Annotated in this window: 18 protein-coding genes; 9 read left to right on the forward strand and 9 right to left on the reverse strand. The window is 64.2% G+C overall.

Going from position 1 to position 16,015, the window contains the following annotated elements; translation table 11 throughout:
• Positions 1-6 precede the first annotated feature (6 nt).
• Positions 7-1,257 (forward strand): type II toxin-antitoxin system HipA family toxin, encoded by a 1,251-nt coding sequence (locus DDF67_RS02790; protein WP_109099438.1) that lies wholly within the window; start codon positions 7-9, stop codon positions 1,255-1,257.
• Positions 1,258-1,743: 486 nt separating this feature from the next.
• Here DDF67_RS02790 and DDF67_RS26215 read toward each other — a convergent pair whose 3' ends face one another.
• Complete coding sequence (locus DDF67_RS26215; RefSeq protein ID WP_269845429.1) at positions 1,744-1,872, reverse strand: hypothetical protein; 129 nt, start codon at positions 1,870-1,872, stop codon at positions 1,744-1,746.
• A gap of 120 nt (positions 1,873-1,992) precedes the next feature.
• Positions 1,993-2,451, reverse strand: coding sequence for a hypothetical protein (locus tag DDF67_RS02795; RefSeq protein WP_146197936.1), 459 nt, complete (start codon positions 2,449-2,451; stop codon positions 1,993-1,995).
• Positions 2,452-2,723: 272 nt separating this feature from the next.
• Between DDF67_RS02795 and DDF67_RS02800 the strand changes: the two genes are divergently transcribed.
• Positions 2,724-4,016: an integrase arm-type DNA-binding domain-containing protein gene (locus DDF67_RS02800; protein WP_199229125.1), complete on the forward strand. Its 1,293-nt coding sequence runs from the start codon at positions 2,724-2,726 to the stop codon at positions 4,014-4,016.
• 39 nt (positions 4,017-4,055) lie between these two features.
• Here DDF67_RS02800 and DDF67_RS02805 read toward each other — a convergent pair whose 3' ends face one another.
• On the reverse strand, positions 4,056-4,250 hold the full coding sequence (locus DDF67_RS02805; protein WP_109099441.1) for a hypothetical protein: 195 nt from the start codon (positions 4,248-4,250) through the stop codon (positions 4,056-4,058).
• Positions 4,251-4,437: 187 nt separating this feature from the next.
• On the opposite strand from DDF67_RS02805, the gene DDF67_RS25235 reads away from it, so the two are divergent.
• Both DDF67_RS25235 and DDF67_RS25900 read left to right on the forward strand, forming a co-directional pair.
• Positions 4,438-5,010: a hypothetical protein gene (locus DDF67_RS25235; RefSeq protein WP_146197937.1), complete on the forward strand. Its 573-nt coding sequence runs from the start codon at positions 4,438-4,440 to the stop codon at positions 5,008-5,010.
• A gap of 538 nt (positions 5,011-5,548) precedes the next feature.
• Positions 5,549-6,025 carry a hypothetical protein gene (locus tag DDF67_RS25900; protein ID WP_233247517.1) on the forward strand — a complete coding sequence of 159 codons (477 nt, stop codon included), beginning with the start codon at positions 5,549-5,551 and terminating at the stop codon, positions 6,023-6,025.
• Here DDF67_RS25900 and DDF67_RS25905 read toward each other — a convergent pair.
• Positions 6,022-6,198, reverse strand: coding sequence for a hypothetical protein (locus DDF67_RS25905; protein WP_233247518.1), 177 nt, complete (start codon positions 6,196-6,198; stop codon positions 6,022-6,024). The two genes, DDF67_RS25900 and DDF67_RS25905, sit on opposite strands and share 4 nt — an antisense overlap.
• 6 nt (positions 6,199-6,204) lie before the next feature.
• On the opposite strand from DDF67_RS25905, the gene DDF67_RS25910 reads away from it, so the two are divergent.
• Positions 6,205-7,374, forward strand: a complete 1,170-nt coding sequence (locus DDF67_RS25910) for a hypothetical protein (protein WP_233247519.1) — start codon at positions 6,205-6,207, stop codon at positions 7,372-7,374.
• Positions 7,375-7,472: 98 nt separating this feature from the next.
• On the opposite strand, the gene DDF67_RS25240 is transcribed toward DDF67_RS25910, so the two are convergent.
• Positions 7,473-7,889, reverse strand: coding sequence for a hypothetical protein (locus DDF67_RS25240; RefSeq protein ID WP_146197938.1), 417 nt, complete (start codon positions 7,887-7,889; stop codon positions 7,473-7,475).
• A gap of 102 nt (positions 7,890-7,991) precedes the next feature.
• Between DDF67_RS25240 and DDF67_RS02820 the strand changes: the two genes are divergently transcribed.
• On the forward strand, positions 7,992-8,261 hold the full coding sequence (locus DDF67_RS02820; protein ID WP_233247520.1) for a helix-turn-helix domain-containing protein: 270 nt from the start codon (positions 7,992-7,994) through the stop codon (positions 8,259-8,261).
• Here DDF67_RS02820 and DDF67_RS25915 read toward each other — a convergent pair.
• Positions 8,258-8,647, reverse strand: coding sequence for a HEPN domain-containing protein (locus DDF67_RS25915; protein WP_332888312.1), 390 nt, complete (start codon positions 8,645-8,647; stop codon positions 8,258-8,260). The two genes, DDF67_RS02820 and DDF67_RS25915, sit on opposite strands and share 4 nt — an antisense overlap.
• Positions 8,580-9,158 carry a nucleotidyltransferase domain-containing protein gene (locus tag DDF67_RS25920; RefSeq protein WP_233247522.1) on the reverse strand — a complete coding sequence of 193 codons (579 nt, stop codon included), beginning with the start codon at positions 9,156-9,158 and terminating at the stop codon, positions 8,580-8,582. Before DDF67_RS25920 ends, DDF67_RS25915 begins: the two co-directional genes overlap by 68 nt.
• A gap of 484 nt (positions 9,159-9,642) precedes the next feature.
• On the opposite strand from DDF67_RS25920, the gene DDF67_RS02830 reads away from it, so the two are divergent.
• Positions 9,643-10,977 (forward strand): McrB family protein, encoded by a 1,335-nt coding sequence (locus tag DDF67_RS02830; protein ID WP_109099444.1) that lies wholly within the window; start codon positions 9,643-9,645, stop codon positions 10,975-10,977.
• A complete protein-coding gene (locus tag DDF67_RS02835) occupies positions 10,977-12,275 on the forward strand; it encodes an McrC family protein (protein WP_109099445.1) in 1,299 nt (432 codons plus the stop codon). Before DDF67_RS02830 ends, DDF67_RS02835 begins: the two co-directional genes overlap by 1 nt.
• Here DDF67_RS02835 and DDF67_RS02840 read toward each other — a convergent pair whose 3' ends face one another.
• Together DDF67_RS02840 and DDF67_RS02845 are read right to left on the reverse strand one after the other, a co-directional pair.
• Positions 12,276-14,672, reverse strand: a complete 2,397-nt coding sequence (locus DDF67_RS02840) for a DNA cytosine methyltransferase (RefSeq protein WP_109099446.1) — start codon at positions 14,670-14,672, stop codon at positions 12,276-12,278.
• A complete protein-coding gene (locus DDF67_RS02845) occupies positions 14,665-15,138 on the reverse strand; it encodes a very short patch repair endonuclease (RefSeq protein ID WP_269845432.1) in 474 nt (157 codons plus the stop codon). The genes DDF67_RS02840 and DDF67_RS02845 overlap by 8 nt, the downstream gene beginning before the upstream one ends.
• A 199-nt stretch (positions 15,139-15,337) precedes the next feature.
• On the opposite strand from DDF67_RS02845, the gene DDF67_RS02850 reads away from it, so the two are divergent.
• Positions 15,338-15,670, forward strand: coding sequence for a helix-turn-helix domain-containing protein (locus DDF67_RS02850; protein WP_109099448.1), 333 nt, complete (start codon positions 15,338-15,340; stop codon positions 15,668-15,670).
• Positions 15,671-16,015: the final 345 nt, after the last annotated feature.

The raw sequence follows: 16,015 nt of genomic DNA on the forward strand, positions 1-16,015 counted from the left end.
CGCGCAATGATTGAGACGGCCTATGTCTATATCTACCTGCCCGGCCGCACCGAAGCGGTGACGGCCGCACGGTTCACGCATGAGACCGACCGGCTCGGCGTCAAGCGGGGGCAACTGGTCTACGGCCGTCAGTACCGTGAACTTCGCGAGGCTGTTCCGCTGGATCCGGTCGAGCTGATCGAGATCGCACGAGCCAGGCAGTACGAGACCGTCCGCGGCGATGGGGTGTTCGGAGCTCTGCGCGATGGTTCTCCCGACCACTGGGGGCGGCGGGTGATCGCCCGCAGCCTGGGCGGCGAGCCTTCGGAGGTCAGCTTCCTGCTGCATTCTCCGGATGATCGGGCAGGCGCCCTGGGCTTTGGCTTGAACGCGCAGCCGCCGGCGCCCAAGCGCGACTTCAACCGCACTTGGGATCTCGAAAAGCTGCAAGCGGCCGCAGACGCCATCATCGCCGACGAACCGCCGCTCGAACCCGATGTCGAGCTGATGCTGCTGGTCGGCACCGCCATGGGCGGCGCGCGTCCCAAGGTCGTCGTCGAAGACGACGAGGGTCTGTGGCTGGCTAAGTTCAACCGAGTCGACGACAACTGGAACATGGCGCGCGTCGAGCACGCCACCCTAAAGCTGGCGCACGCCTGCGGTCTCCATGTCGCCGAAACCCGTTTGGAGGTTGTCGGCGGCCGTGACGTGCTGCTGTCGAAGCGCTTCGACCGGCACAAGGCGGACGGGGGCTATGCGCGGTCGCGCCAGGTGAGCGCTCTGACCTTGCTGCAGACCGACGACGCACCGGAGAGCCGCGCCCGCTGGAGCTACGTCGCCCTGGCCGAACTACTGCGCAAGGTGTGCGCTCGCGGAGAACAGGACGCCCATGAGCTCTATCGGCGGATGGCCTTTAACGCCCTGATCTCCAACGTCGACGATCACCCGCGCAACCACGCCGTAGTGGCTCCACAGAACGCCTGGAAGCTCTCGCCGGCCTATGACCTCACCCCTTCCCCGCTCCTGGCCTATGGAAGAAACCTAGCGATGGCCTGCGGCAGCGAAGGAGTGGCGGCCACCGAGCGCAACCTGCTGACCGAGTGCGGCAGGTTCATGCTGCGCAACGACGAGGCCCAGGCCGTGATCGACGAGATGCGAGGCTTGATCGAGGCGCGTTGGCGCGACATCTTCCTGGCGTCGGGGGTCAGCGCGGCCGACTGCGAGCGCCTGAAGCGAGCCTTTTCGCCTGCGTCGTTCAGAGGATCGCCCGAGGACTAGCTGTTGGCCTTCAGTCCCCCTCGAAGGCCCGGAACAGCGCCTCGAAGCGGGGATCGTCCTCCATCCCCTCGCGGACCTCGAAGCGCTTCTTCGGCGGCGGGCCGAAGATGGTCGTGGCGAGTCGAGAGGCCTGGCGCGCAGAAGCGGTAGCTGCCGAGAACTACGTGTACGCCATGGCGCTATAGAGCTCGAATTGCCGTGCTCGCCAGAGGTTGGATGGTCCCAGCAGTCGTTCGTGCTCGATCCGTCGGCCTGACGGAGGCACATGTTCGCGTCGGGATCGCGGGGCCACACCTGCAATCGCGCGCGATCTCGCCGTGTGAGGGGCGCTGTCGCCGGCCAGATATCGTGCTCTCCGCATCCGCATCCGTCCATCTCATCCGCCCCAGGGCGGAGCTCGTGTCGTCCTCGTCATGTCCCCGTGCTGTCGTCGCTGTCGTCGGCGCCCGTCCTGTCCTCAGCACGCCGCGGCCAGCGCCGGCGGCATCAGGCGGAAGCGCAGCCGTTCACCCACATCCGATGCATGATCCCGAACGGGCGCAGCGCCAGGGCGATGGCCTCGGGGTCGGTGGGCACGGTGGTCTCGAAGACCACGGTCCCATCGCGGCTGGTCAAGGCCTGTCCATTTCATCGCGGATGACTATCCGCCGCTGACGGAAGATGAGGTTAGGGGCGCTCTTAGCCGGTTAGGCTAGGTCCGCTCCCCACCTTCGCGGACTTGAGTGCGTCAGCTTCCTAAGCCTCAAGCAACCGCAGACAGACGTTGGCGCGATCCGGCTTTAAGGGGCGGGCCAGAAGTTGGAGACGACATGCCTCAATGCCTGCGTCGATGGCTTGGCGAAATTTGGCCTCGCCGCCCAGATCCCTAATTGCCTCGAACTCATCGAGCCCGCTGACGAGGTCGGCGACCGCGTTCGAGATTCCGAAGACGGCCATGCGATGCGCAATCATGGGCATGCCGATTACGTGAAAAGCCTCATCCGGGTGAATGAACCCACCCTTCAGCGCTTCAAGGTAGCCTAACGCGACCATGAGCAGCGCCTTCTCGGTCGCTTGAATGCTATCTCGGATCATTGGCTGACGTCGCGGCGTATGCGAGAGATGTCCTAAGGGCTTCAAGCCCGAGGTTACACAGGCCAAGGTCGGCTCGCCACCCTTCGCGGACATCCATTGCGTCTGCTCGGCGGCGTACACGCGGCGGCGCTGGCGTACTGCGGGATACAATTTCGTAGAAAAGCGTAGGCGCGCCCGGAACGATTCGAACGTCCGACCCTCAGATTCGTAGAATGTTCGCGCCCATACTAAGGGCTACGCAGGGGTGCGACTACTTGAATTTTCGAGCAGAATACGCCATTGTAATCAAACGATATTTCGTGCGTTTGCGGGCATTATCGCAGGCGTCGCCTCGAAAACTCCGAAAAGGCACTTCCCCCGACTAAGTCCCGACTAAAGTCATTGGTACGAGCATGGCGTCCCTTCAACTCCTCCTCACCGACAAGGCCGTTGCCCGGCTTTCGTACGCCAAAGCCGGCCAGTACGTGGTCCGCGACAGCGAGCTTTCCGGCTTCCTCCTGAAGGTCGGCAAGCGCCGGAAAACCTTCATGGCCGAAGGCGAGCACTGGAAGCACGGGGTTAGGGAATTTCGGGCGCAGACCAAGCTTGGCGAGTTCGGCGAGCTGACCAGCCGTGATGCTCGCGGCAAGGCCAAAGACGTCTTGGGCCAGATCGCGCGCGGCGAGCGCCCTGGTGGGGAGGCTCGCCCCAAGGTCCAGGCGATCACACTGCGGGGCGCCTGGCAGAACTACCTTGATCGCCACCTGGTCCGGAAAGGCCGCGACGCCGGCACGATCGCAAACTACCGCGACCACGTCGAACGGCTGCTCAAGGACTGGCTCGACCTTCCGCTTGCTCGCTTGGGCGAGACGCCGACCTTGGTGGTGGAGCGCCATGAGCGCCTTAGCGAGTTGAACGGTCCCTACATCGCCAATGGGGCCATGCGGAGCCTGCGGGCGATCTACAACCACGCCCTCAAGACCAACCCCGACCTTCCCGGCGTCAACCCCGTCAAGGCGATAGATTGGAACGTCGAGGTCCGGCGCGATACCGGCATGGGAGACCAGGATCTCGGCAGCTGGATGCGCGAGGCCTTCGCGCTGGAGAGCCCGATCCGTCGCGAGTATCACCTGCTCGTTCTTCTGTCGGGCTCGCGGCCGACTGCGCTGAAGAAGGTCCGCATCGAGCACATCGATCTGCGCCGGCGCATCCTCCACATCCCCCGTCCCAAGGGCGGGCCGAAGAAGGCGTTCGATATTCCGCTGTCGCGGGCGATGGTCCGATGCGTGGTGCGTGCGATCCGATGGGGGCGACTGCTCTATCCGGAGCAAGCCCAGACCTGGCTGTTCCCGGCCGACAGCGCCGCCGGCCATCTGGTCGAGCACAAGGAAAAGCGCTCGGTCCTTTCGAAGTGGGGCAACGACCTGCGCCAGACCTTCCGGACCATCGCCCAGGTCGCCGAGGTCTCGGAGCTGGACGCCCACTTGCTGATGAACCACTCCCTGCCTGGCGTGAACACCGGCTACATCACCCGCGACCGGCTGCTGTCAGGCCACCTGCGCAGACAGCAGGAGCGGATATCGCATGTGGTCTGCAAGAACGCCGCGGGCGCTGAGCCCGCAATACAGCGCTGGATTTCCGGCCCCAGCAAGCTGGAGGTTCGAGGTCCGCTGTTGCAACAGACCTCGCTGAGCGCAGCGGCGTAGCGCGGACGAGCGCTGCCCGGGGCGCCCCGGCTGAGGCAATCACCCGCCGTCCTTGGCCTGCTTTATATCCACCGCCTCGTCGCCAGACGGTTGGCCGTTAAAAGCCTCCCGGGCCAGCTGGCGGCCTATCAATCGAGCCAGGACTAGGGTCGCGGCATCGATCCTCTCGTCGGCGCCGGGATTAGCTTTTTCGCCTGCCGCGACGAGCGTCAACTTGCTTGAGTTCTGATCCATAGCTGGTGCTCCGGTTGAGAGCCGAAGAGTCCGCTCAGGTCGTGGCCAGGTCAAATCACGAGAGCCGCTCTCGGCGAGACGTGCCTCAGCAGGCCTATTGAATCCTCGCCACAGAAAGAATGTCGGCAGGCTGGACAGCATCAAGCCGCGCTCGCAAATTTCGGGCAGGGTTTGGATCGGGGCGCGAATGAGAGCGACGCACTGGATTGCAGCTAGAGAGCCTGAAATGGCCCAAGCAATTGCATCGATAGTAATAAATTTCGGGATTTTAGAGTATCAGCTGGCGGATATCCTCGAAAAGCTACAAGACTGCCCGCCAAATACGCGCGCCACTCCCAGGCAAACACTGAGCGAAATCGCGAAGGCGGTGGAAACCTCGGCAATAAAAGCGTTTGAATCGTCACCCCTAGCGGAGCGGCTAATTGGCTTCTCAAAGACGGCGATATCTCTTTCGACGAGAAGAAATATAATAATTCATGGTATGATAAGTAGGGGTTCAGCGGGTGGCTTCGTGGCCATACACACGAAGAAAATGGACAGAGTAATATACAAGTTAGAAATCGACGATATCGTCGCTCTCGACAACGATATAACCATGGCGAACTTCGACCTGCAAAATTTCGTCATGGGCACTACCGACCATCGCGTACCCGCATCCAAAGATAATCCCGTGATGGCTGCGTTGTTTAGGATGGCGATGAAGCCCGAGGGGCCGCCCCACATCTACAGGCCCACGCAAGTTAAGTTTCCGCGCTCCTGACTGCCGCGCCCTAGTGGGCCAGATCAGATCAGCCATCATTGCTTCTGCCGATGGTCACTGCCCGCCGTTGCGAATGAAAGCTCGCCACGCCCGCGGTACAGCGTGGTGGGTGAAGGCATGAAACACGGCCCTAAATCTCACTCCGCTACCCCTCCGGCAGCGATGCCACCTCCGTATCGCTCTAGCTTGTCGCCTCTGGTCGACATTGGACCGCATAATGTCGGCGTAAGTCGACAAGCGCCTCCGTCACGCTCCTCCGGTTGATAGGTCATCGCGCCCCCACCCAGGGAAAACCGACCGCTGGCGCGTCTATGCGGCGCGGACGAACCGGTCCGCGCGTGAACCCAGTGAAATGCCTAAAAAATCAGAGCCGCCGCGGCCCGCCTCCAAGAAAGCTGCCTCCTCCCAGCCAAGGATCTCCCCACCTCCTCAAAAGCGAAAGACCGGCTACCCGCCCAGACCGGTCGTGCCCTTCCCAAAGCCTCTCTGGGAGGAATGGGAGGATCCACCGACATTCGCCGAGGCACTTGACCTGCACATGCGCCGGCACGGGGATACCGGCTATGGCCTGCGCCGCGCGGTCTCTCTGAAGGGGGAGAGCCTCGAAACCAGCACCTTCCGTATGTGGAGGCTTGGGCTAAAGGCCCCACGCGGCGCCGCAAGCCTACGCATCCTGGCGGCCCTGGAGCGACGCTGGCGCCTTCCCGCCGGCTACTTACGCGCCAAGCTTCCCCATCCGGGCCGGATGGTCTCGGACGCCGAATGCCTGCCGCTACCGATATCCGAGCGCCGACGAATGGCTTGGCACCTTCCCGACGACTTTGCCCAGCTGCCTGCCGCAAAGCGTCAGGAGATAGAGCGTTGGGTGCGGGAGGTCGTGTTGTCGGGCCATACGGACTACCGACGCTTTCAGGCAGAGGCGATGAAGCAGCGCTTTGCTGTTCAGTTCTCAGCTCGGATGGTCGCATTGACACCGGAGAACTGGCGCCTGGCCCAGGCCTTGAGGAACGTCTAGCCGATCCGGGCCTGCGGGAGCCTGGCCGCCCGCTCGCCGCGTTCCCAGCGCCAGCCTTCCTTGATGCGGAAGCGGCCGACCTGCTGACGTTCAAGACCGCCACCCTCAGTTCCCGAGGCCGCCGTCGAAACGGGATCTGGAACGAGGCCACCGCCGACCAGAAGATGGAGCATCTAGGCTTGCTGTTGGGAGGCCTGGCGGCCTGCCCACAAGGTCCTGTCCGCGGTCACGGCGTTCCGACACGCTGCCTGAGCTTCGGCCTCCTGGTCTTTCCCGCCGTTTGGGACTGGTATCTGCAATGGCGTGAGAGCCGCCGCGGTTTCTTCACCCAGTGGGAAACGGAAATGCTGATCCTCGCCGCGGGTCTCTCCCGCAAGGAGACCGGCTGGCTGCGGCAGACCCCGCGGCTGGCGGAACGTCTTCAGCCTATCGAGGGACTGGTCAGCGCCGCAGACGTCCGCGCCGCCTGTCAGGACTGGGACGCAGCGTGCGATGCGCAACACCGGCACGTCCTTCTCCGCGCCAAAGAAGTAGGGCGGGTGGCGCGGGTCCATCGCGACCCCTTCGAGCCGATCCTCACCATTCTTGAGGCGGAAAGCCCCGTGGGCGAGTACCGCAAGATCACTATGGAGATCCTGCGATGGCGGGCCGACGAGCGGCTCTATCCAATCTCCGCTGCGGAATCGACGCGCGCCTTTCTGATGCTGCGCCTTGGCCTGCATCTTGGCCTTCGGCAGAAGAATCTGCGTCAGCTCCTCGTATGTCCCAGGGATCGGATCCCGACGCCTGAACGCCAGTTGGAGGCGCAAAAGTGTGGGGAGCTACGCTGGAATGTCCGCGACCATAGCTGGGAGGTTCTGATCCCTGCCGCTGCGTTCAAGAACGCTGGCTCCTCCTACTTCCGCAAGAACCCCTTCCGCCTCGCGCTCCCCGATCTCGACGGCCTCTACCGTGAGATCGAAGCCTATCTCGATCGCCATCGCGCCGTTCTTCTCAAGGGAGCGCCCGACCCAGGCGTCTTCTTCGTCAAGACGATGAAGGCCAAGAGCAAGGAGGCCGCCTACGACTCCAACAGCTTCTACGCCGCCTGGCGGCTGGCGATCGAACGGCACGGCATCTTCAACCCCTATACCGGCCGGGGAGCGATCGAGGGCCTCTTGCCGCACGGCCCGCATAATGTCCGCGATGTGATCGCCACCCACGTTCTCAAGCAGACGGGCTCCTACGAGCAGGCCAGCTACGCCATCCAAGACACGCCCGATACGATTGCCGAGCACTACGGCCGCTTCCTGCCGCAGGATAAGGCGGCCCTGGCCGCCCAGGTCCTGAACCAGGTCTGGTCGGCCTAGACGGGGGCGGGACGGCCTGATCCTGCTGGATGGCGCCGTCCCGCCCTGGCCATCTTCTCAACAGGCCGAGACATCGCCTTCCCCCAGGAACCGGATCTTCAGCCGAGCGGTCGGCGCTGCAGCAGACCAAGCGCTTCCGTGACGATGTCATGCACCGGGCCGCCGTCTTCGCGCGTCAGGCAGGCTAGGACGGCAAGCTTGCTGGCCACGGCCCGAAGGTCTCGCGCTTCGGCGCCGGCGATTTGCTCCAGGCGGTCAGCTTGCACATGACGCAACCGCTCAAGCCGGGCTTCGACCTGTTGGCATTCAGCCGCCGCCGACGCTCCGCGATCGGAGAGGGCAGCCCATCGCTCACTCAGGCGATCGATCTCCGCGTCGGTCGCGAGCCAGCGACTGCAACGTTCGGCGAAGGGGGTGGCGGCCGCCGGCTCAGCGTTAGCCGCGATGGGCGCGATTGAGGCGGCGCCCAACACCGCCCGGCGGGACAGAGAAAGGGGCGGATGATTTGCAGGCATGACAAAGGCTCTCGGCGCGAGGGATCGATCTGAGCTGATGTCAAATCAGTGGAGTTCGATGGGGCTACCGCTACAGTCGATCGAAATTCATCGACTCAGTCAATGATTTTCGGTCACTATAGATTGAATATTGGTGGCGGAATGCTGGTCCCGGCTCAGGTTCGAATGGCGCGCGCGGCGGTGGGATTCAGCGTTCGGGAGCTGGCGCAGCGGTCAGGCGTGGCCGACTCCACCATCCTTCGGTTCGAGACCGGAAAGGGCGATATCCTGACCGCCAATCTTGGAAAGCTTCAGGCGACGCTGGAGGCGGCTGGAGTGGTTTTCGTCTCGGCCGATGACGCCGCCGGCGCCGGTGTGCGCCTTAAGCGCTAAGCCGCGCTGTGTAGTTCGGCCAGGCGTTTCTCGCACCGCTCTCGGACCATCTCCCGTAGCACACCAATCCGCTCCTCCAGCCAAGTCAGCTGCTCGGCGGTGATGTGGTAGTGGCGCGAATAGCGGGCCTTCACATAGGCCTCGCGGATCAGCTCATAGCAACGGCGCTCGAACTTGTTCTGTCCGGGCCAGACCTGGGCCAGGGCGGGGTCGAGGCCCTCGGCCAGCTTGCGCAGCTGATTCAGGCTATGGGTCTTGGGGCTGTAGAGCGTCAAGACCAAGAAGAGTGTGTGGTAAAAGCGCTCGGCGGCTTGATGGCTATGAAATGCTGCTTCCTTGATCCGCCGCGTACTTTGCCGTGTCGAGAAAGCCAACGGCGCTCGCAAACCACTCCTCGAAGTAATCTCGGCTTTCCTGCAGGGCCTGCGCCGCCGAAAGCGGCTTCGGTTCGGCGAGCGGATTTCCCGGCTCCTCAAAGAGCACCACCCCGTCGCGCACGATGTCCGTAAAGAAGTACCGTCCAAGCGTAAGCTGCTCGTTCACGTCGTCGAGGTCGTGGTGGATCACGCTGACGGGCGTGCGCAGGTGCTGGCCGGAGGCCAGGGCTTCGACTAGCGCTTCCTCGGCCTTGATCCAGAACTCCGGGACGTTCGTGAGGTCCTCGTGATTGACGACGACGAGGATATCGAAGTCGGAGAAGTACCGGCCGAACGGATCCTCCACCCAGTCGCCACGCGCGTAGCTGCCGAACAAGATGATCTTGAGCAGCTTGCCGTTCCGAAACCGCGGCATGGTCCGATGGGCGATCGCGCGGGCGAACGCGGCGCGCAGTGTCTCGACCACGAATTCCAATTCGCGGCGTTTGCCGGCAGGCAGATGGTCGAGGCTGAGCTTCATCGGGCTTAATGTCGAAAGATCGAGCTGAGGTTGCAAGCTTAGAGCTGAGAAGGCAGTTCACTTCTGAGTCAGCAGCCATAGCCGGAGTCGGATGATCTGGCGCCATTGGCCGACTGGCCAGGGAAGCCATTCCCTGAAGCGGCTTAAGCCGCATGCCGAGCCTCAGCCGGGCGGCCGTCAGCCGGTCAAGGGTGGCCGTCAGGCCATCGCCGTAGGCGGCGGCGAAGCCGCCCTTGAGGGGCTGACGGGCGGCTGGCGCATTCGATTTCGTACCCGTGGCGAGGGCGCGCCGGTTTAAGGGACGCCAATCGCGCCTAGCAGAAATTGCGGCTGCGACGGGCCAGGACAGACCGCTGGCGTCGAGTCCGCGATCTGCAGCGTGGCCAGCACTGGCCCCAGGTAGCGGTGATAGCAGACAACCCGAGCGCGTGACTTAGCTTAGCGAAGACGCCATTCTCGCAACGTAGACGAGTCGGGGGCAGTCATGGCGGTTATGAAAGTTTTCGCGGGTCCGCCAGGAACCGGCAAGACCTGGAGCGCCGCTCGGGAGGCTGTGCGGATCCTGCGCCCGGGTATCGCGCCCAAGGACGTGCAGAGCGTCCACGAAGAACTGGTCAAGGAGGGACGCATCATCTGGGTGACCTTCCATCCCAGCTACTCCTACGAAGATTTCGTTGAGGGGTTCAGGCCCGAAGAGACGCCGGCCGGGAATGTGGCCTACTCCATTGTTCCAGGTCCCTTCCTGCGCGCCTGCCAGGCCGCCAGCGCCGCGGTGAGCGCCAACCGCTTTCACGTTGGCCAAGAGCTTGGCCGCTACCGCGTCACCCATGTCGAAGCCGGCGGACTGGTGCTTGCCACCATCGCCAACAATCGCCGGGACGCCATCGAGAGCGAGGAACCCGCGCAGGGCTATGTCGACTTCTGGACCTTGGCCCGACTTGCAGACATGAAGGTGCCGGTGAAGGATCTGAGGATCCCCGGCAAGGAGAACGATCGAAAGAAGGAGGTCGCTGCAGCCGTCGGGCTTCCGAGCACCTTCTGGACCAACGCCGGCCGCCACGCTGCGGTCTACGAGGCCCTGCAACAAGAAGGCGCGGCGGTCGAAGCGGCCGAGGTCGTCTTGGTCATTGATGAAATTAACCGGGCGGATCTCAGCCGTGTGTTTGGCGAACTGATCACGCTGCTCGAATTCGACAAGCGTCAGGGTGCGACCGAGGCGCGACAGGTCAGTCTGACCTATTCGGGTAAGCCGCTTTCAGTCCCGGCCCAGCTATCGATCATTGGCACCATGAACACGGCCGACAAGTCGCTTTCAGCGGTGGACCTTGCTCTACGCCGCCGGTTTGAGTTCGAGATGGTGCCGCCGGATCCGTCACTGACGCCGACGGCGTACGGTGGGGTGAATGTACGCGCGCTCTTCACCGGCCTAAACCGGCATCTGGCGGCGCTGAATGGGTCGGAAAACCTTATCGGCCACGCCGACTACATGGAAAGCAAGCTTGAGGATCTGCGTGAGCGTGAAGGCTACACTGCCGACGAAGATGGGCGGCTGAAAGCTCTGGCTCACACGCTTCGCAAGAAGGCCGTGCCGTTTCTCGTCGACCTTTTCCGTTCGGATTGGACCCAGGTGGAGTTCGTCGTCGGCGAAGGCTTCTTCGAGGTCGACGATCTGGGGGATCTTGGCGCGAAGCTGCAGGATCTCGGCCATCATGAAGCCGCTGCTCTGGTCGAGCCGGCGGGCTGGTGGAACCCAGCGGGCGGTGATTGGAGCGCCGATAAGCTGCGTGCCGCTCTGCCCGCGGCGGTCGCGACCGTCTGATGCGACGCGGCCCGACTATCGTCAGAGCGCTTGAGTACGGCCGCGTCGCACTTCCCGATCCGTGGAACACCGCCGCTGTCAGGGAACGACTTGAACAGGCGGCGCTGCGTGGGGGCTTCAAGGCCTTCGAGACCAGGGGGCGTCAGCTGTACGCCCGGGGCGTGGTCGGCGTGGTGGACCTGGGCGGCCTGATCGTGGAGATCCTACCCAAGACCCATGATGACAACCCACCTGGCGAAGCGTCGATTTTCCTATCGGACCTTTTGCGCTTCGGCGGACTGCTGGACCGGCTGGCCGTTCTTCGGGCGAAGACGGCCCCCGGCGAGTTGACGATCGTGGAGATCATTCTGGCCTGGGCCGTGCGTGAGGCGGCCGCAAACTTGCGCGAAGGCCTGCCGCGGCGCTACCAAGTCCGCGAGGAGGTTTCTTCGGCCGTGCGTGGTCGCATCGAGATGCGTCACCTGGCCCGTCGCGCGCCGGGCAAGGACTTTGAGCTGTACGTCCGCCATGCGCCGCTCAGCGAGGACAACCCCCTCTCGGGCATCATCAAGTGGCTGATTGCCCAGGTCAGCGTCAGGACCCGTCAGGCGCCCACGCGCCGTATGGCACGGAGCCTGCTGCACGAAATGGATCATGTCCGATGGGTGACGCCTCAGCGCGGCGACATTGCGCGCCTAGTGCTGCAGCCGACCGAAGCGCGATGGAAGCCTCTGCTGGAACTGGCCGATATGCTGCTGCGGCAGGTATCGCCCGATCCTGGCCGCGCGGGCGCGCACGACGCGGTTGCTGTGCTTTTCACCCTGCATGATCTCTTCGAGCGGGTTCTGCGCCGCATCTTCCGCGATGGACTGGGGGCGCACGGGCTGGGCCTCAAGCGACCTGGCCACATGTTGCTCGAACACGCGTCCGGCCGGATGATGCCTCTGCGCCCCGACTTCCTGTTCGGCCCACTGAAAGGGGGCCCCAGTGCGGTCGGCGACGCCAAGTGGAAGCGGATACTGGACGGCGCGGACGGCTTTGCCTTGTCAGAGAGCGACGCCTATCAGCTGACGACCTATCTTGCTACGCACCAGGCGAAGACCGGATTGGTGTTCTGCCCGCTCGCCCGCCCCGCCGAAGACGGTTCCATCATGGTCCGGGACTTCACGGTCAGCGGCCTTGGCGCCAGCCTCTATGTCACGGGCGTACATCTGCCGACCTTGATCGATGCGGGCCCATCGGGTCAGGCCGCTCGCCTAAACCTGTGCACGCATATAGCCGCCCGGATAACCGCCAACGTAGCCCCGCTGGCCGCCTGATCAGACCTGGGCGCGACGTTTGTCCTCGGTGCAGCGCGCAGCGCGGCGCTCGGCCAGCACCACTGCGACCTTGGCGGCGATACCGTGGCTGAGCAACGGCGGCACGGCGTTGCCGACCATCTTGAAGGCGTCGGTGAGCGCAGCATCTCCGAATGAGAACCAGTCCGGGAAGGTCTGAACCCGGGCGGCCTCACGCACCGAGATGGTGCGCGGAGCCGACGGGTGCACATAGCCGTAGGTGTCCTTACCCATGTGGCTGACCATGGTCTTGGAGGGGCGGCCGGAATCCATTCGGGCCACCCAGTCGCCATGATGGCCGTCACGCTTGGCTAGGTAGGTGTCAGTCAGCAGATGGTGGGGCGCGCCCAGCTTCTCGCTCGCCTGCTCCAGCAGGAGGCGCAGGCTGAGCGAGCCGTCAACGCGGCCGCGCAGGTCATCCAGATCCTCGGCGTTGGGTAGCGCCTGGCCGGCGCGCGCAGCGGCGGCGCGGAGGTCGGCCAGGGCGGTTTTCGGCAGAGCGCAGAGCACGTCCATCACGCCGCGCAGCGCCTGGACGGTGGGGGCGTCGTCGGCCCGGTAGTCCATCCAGCGCTTGCCGGGCCCCATAAGAGCGAAGAAGGCGGCGTCATCGGCGCGGGCCGAACGGGCGATATGACCGTCGACTTCCTCGGCGACCTCGCCACCGGGCGGGGCACGACGGATCCAGTCGGCGAAATCGTCTTCACCGTGGGGGCCGCCGCGAACGGTCGCGACGCCCTCCCCACCTTCGCGTCTAACGGTGTCGCCGCCCACGAAGTCGGGCTGCGGCAGACCCGCGAGCGCCTCGCCGAGCGTGACCTCGGCCATGCGGCGCAGGCGCAGGATTTCCTCGGCCTGATCCTCGGTCTGAGCGCCGTCCACACGCACGCCGCTCATGAAATAGCGCTGCCGTGTTTGCGGCACGCCGTGACGCGAGGCGTCCAGTACGCGGGAGGAGACGCCATAGGAGACCGCGCCATCGGACATGTTGGCGATGGCTTCGGCGAGTACCTCGGTGGCCTGGAATTCAGCCCCATCGGTCTTTACGGTCGACTGGAAATGCTGGACGTTCTCAAACAGGAAGACGTCCGGACGCAGGGCGCCCAGCACCATGACGTACTGACGGAAAAGCAGGTTGCGGGCGTCGCCGGCCTCTGCGTCGCCCTGCACATGGACCATGGCCTCACGCAGGCTACGGATTTTGCCGCGACCAATGCGGCTGAAGCCCTGGCAGGGCGGACCGCCGACTAGCACCGACACCGGCGAGGTGGTCTCGTAGAGGCTGCGCAATTCGGCGGCGAAGGCCGGATCCTCGAATAATGCCGCACGCAGCTCGATGCGCCGGGCGCGCCAGGCGGCCCACGCCGCGCGCATCGGCTGCATGGCGGCCGATTCCAGCAGACTGACGAAGGCGCCGACCCGGCGCGCCGAGGCGGTCAGCTGGCCGCGACCGGAGGCTTCCTTGCGGGCCGACAGGCCTGCGACGGCCACGTCCCATTCCTGTTCCATGGCGCGCACCAGCGCGCGCGGCGGGGCGTCAGCCAAGGCCGCGGGCGTGGTCGAGGGGGCGCCCCAGAGGACAGCCGGCAGCGAAGCAGGCCGAACGCCGGTGCGCGGAAGGCGCATTTGTTCGTGAAAGCCGATAACCGAGGTCTGGCCGAGGGCGGCTTTGTCGAGGCCTTCGCAGGCGAGTCGCCAGGACGGCGTCAGACGCGCGACGTTGAGATCGTGGATATAGGCTGCGTCTGCCCGATCGATCGCCTTGCGGAAGCGCGGGAACGCCCCGTCGGCCAGTTGGTCAAGGCGACGGGATATGGTTGGATCGTTCTCCACCGAGGCGACATGCTCCATGAAGAAAGCCAGGAACTCAGACTCGTTGGTGAACTGAGTCAGGTCCATCTGCCGACCCGGTCCGACGGAGCCATGACCCATGACCGCGGCGTTTCGGTTGAGAACGGCGATCGGCGCGGCCTGATTGTCGACTGCGAGAATAGTGCGGAAATGACGTCCATCGCCAAGAAGATCAAAGCCCAGACTCAAGCCGCCACAGCCGGAAAAGATGTCCACCACCAGATTGGGGCGTGCCGGAGCGGTCGGCAGGGCAACGCGCGCATCTTCCTCAACCACCGCATCGCGCGGCGTGAGCACAAAAACGTTGCGCGGCGTATCGCGCCCCTCAAGCCAGTTGCGGTATTTCAGCGCGGAGTCACTGCGGACGTGCTCGCCGGCCATGTGCTTTTCGAGCGTGGCGGCGCCGACACCAATCGACTCGGCGGCCGCGCGAAGCGTCAGCCCCCGCGCCCCCATCTGGGTCGCAACACGGCCCATCAGGTCGCTGGTCCCGGCTTTTCCGGCGGTTCGATTCGGCAACTTAATCATGTAGCAGAGTATGCCCGAGGGGCGCCTGAGCGGAACGCGATTCGTTCTCCTCCTGCGCGGCTTTTGATGGTCCGAGAAACTGGGTGAGTTGCAGCGTGAGCATCGCGACGTCGCGGGTCTCGCACTCCCAGATCACAAGCACTTTCCAGCCCATGGCTTCCAGCACCTTCTGGTTGCGGGCGTCGCGCGCAACGTTGGCGTCCAACTTTTGGGCCCACCACTCGCGGCGCGTGGCCGGAAGAACGGCGTTGCGGCAGTTCGGGTCGGGATGGCGGTGCCAGAAGCAGCCCCGGATCTCGATCACCGCCCGGCGTCCGGCCAGGACGATGTCAGGCCGCCCGGGCAGCCCGCGGACATGCAGGCGGTGCCGGTAGCCGAGTGCGTAAAGCAGCCGGCGCACGGTGAGCTCGGGCGCGGTGTCCTTGCCCTTTACCGCCTTCATGTTCCGACGCCGGGAGGGGGGCACGTCGTCAAAGAGGGGTCTTGTCCCCCGCGGACCGGATGATGAGCTTCGCCGCAACGCCATAACCGACACCAAGCCCGACGACCGCCGGAATGGCGATATCGCTCAAACACAGAATAGCATTCTTACAATTCGTGACAATACAGAATTTAAATCACTCTTCACCGCCCGCCCGTGCTCCTATTCAGAGGGCGGAGGCATCATGAAGGGGTTGCAAGTCGCATTTGGGGTGAACCTGCGTCGTTTCCGGACGCACCTGCACATGACGCAGGCTCAGCTGGCAGAGCGGATCGGCCGTTCCACCGATCTCATTTCGCGCATTGAACGGGGCGAGGCCTCGCCCTCATTTGAGACGATCGAGCAGCTCACAGTGGTACTCGGAGTTCCGGTGCACGCCCTTTTTGGAGGTCCGGTGGAAATGGAGGCCGGGGCCGAGGCCCGCACCGAAATCGAACGTCTTCTGGCGGGCATGAGTCCTGCCGACATAAGCTGGCTGGCCGAACTTGCTCGGATCGCCGCTGCACGCCCACGCTAACGCCCCGGTCGTCGCCACCTCGGCATGGAGTGGCCGTCATCTTCCCGAGTGTTTCTCGCCAGGCGTTACGCGTACTCGAACGATGTTGGTCCGGGGCTTCGCTTTGGCCTGAGAGTGGTGGTGCAGGTTTGCTCATACGATCGCCGACCTTGTCGCCGTATGCGGACATTCTCAGGGGCAGCGAAGAGTCACATTCAACCGTCCGGAGGCGGTCCCACGCCGTTTCGAACCGGCGTCGTGCCGACTTACGCCGCACCACGCTGCTACACGCCTAATATTCAGCGATGGCTCGTGCGCTGTTGATTTAACTAGGAAAATGCCTAAAGCGCCAGCTGCGTCGAACTA

This window comes from Caulobacter endophyticus (assembly GCF_003116815.1).
Lineage (GTDB): Bacteria > Pseudomonadota > Alphaproteobacteria > Caulobacterales > Caulobacteraceae > Caulobacter > Caulobacter endophyticus.

Coding starts and splice junctions, on each gene's coding strand:
- DDF67_RS02790 (WP_109099438.1), top strand. CDS start 7: ATGATTGAGACGGCCTATGTCTATATCTACCTGCCCGGCCGCACCGAA.
- DDF67_RS02800 (WP_199229125.1), top strand. CDS start 2,724: ATGGCGTCCCTTCAACTCCTCCTCACCGACAAGGCCGTTGCCCGGCTT.
- DDF67_RS02805 (WP_109099441.1), bottom strand. CDS start 4,250: ATGGATCAGAACTCAAGCAAGTTGACGCTCGTCGCGGCAGGCGAAAAA.
- DDF67_RS25235 (WP_146197937.1), top strand. CDS start 4,438: ATGAGAGCGACGCACTGGATTGCAGCTAGAGAGCCTGAAATGGCCCAA.
- DDF67_RS25900 (WP_233247517.1), top strand. CDS start 5,549: ATGCGCCGGCACGGGGATACCGGCTATGGCCTGCGCCGCGCGGTCTCT.
- DDF67_RS25905 (WP_233247518.1), bottom strand. CDS start 6,198: ATGCTCCATCTTCTGGTCGGCGGTGGCCTCGTTCCAGATCCCGTTTCG.
- DDF67_RS25240 (WP_146197938.1), bottom strand. CDS start 7,889: ATGCCTGCAAATCATCCGCCCCTTTCTCTGTCCCGCCGGGCGGTGTTG.
- DDF67_RS02820 (WP_233247520.1), top strand. CDS start 7,992: ATGATTTTCGGTCACTATAGATTGAATATTGGTGGCGGAATGCTGGTC.
- DDF67_RS25920 (WP_233247522.1), bottom strand. CDS start 9,158: ATGAAGCTCAGCCTCGACCATCTGCCTGCCGGCAAACGCCGCGAATTG.
- DDF67_RS02830 (WP_109099444.1), top strand. CDS start 9,643: ATGGCGGTTATGAAAGTTTTCGCGGGTCCGCCAGGAACCGGCAAGACC.
- DDF67_RS02835 (WP_109099445.1), top strand. CDS start 10,977: ATGCGACGCGGCCCGACTATCGTCAGAGCGCTTGAGTACGGCCGCGTC.
- DDF67_RS02840 (WP_109099446.1), bottom strand. CDS start 14,672: ATGATTAAGTTGCCGAATCGAACCGCCGGAAAAGCCGGGACCAGCGAC.
- DDF67_RS02850 (WP_109099448.1), top strand. CDS start 15,338: ATGAAGGGGTTGCAAGTCGCATTTGGGGTGAACCTGCGTCGTTTCCGG.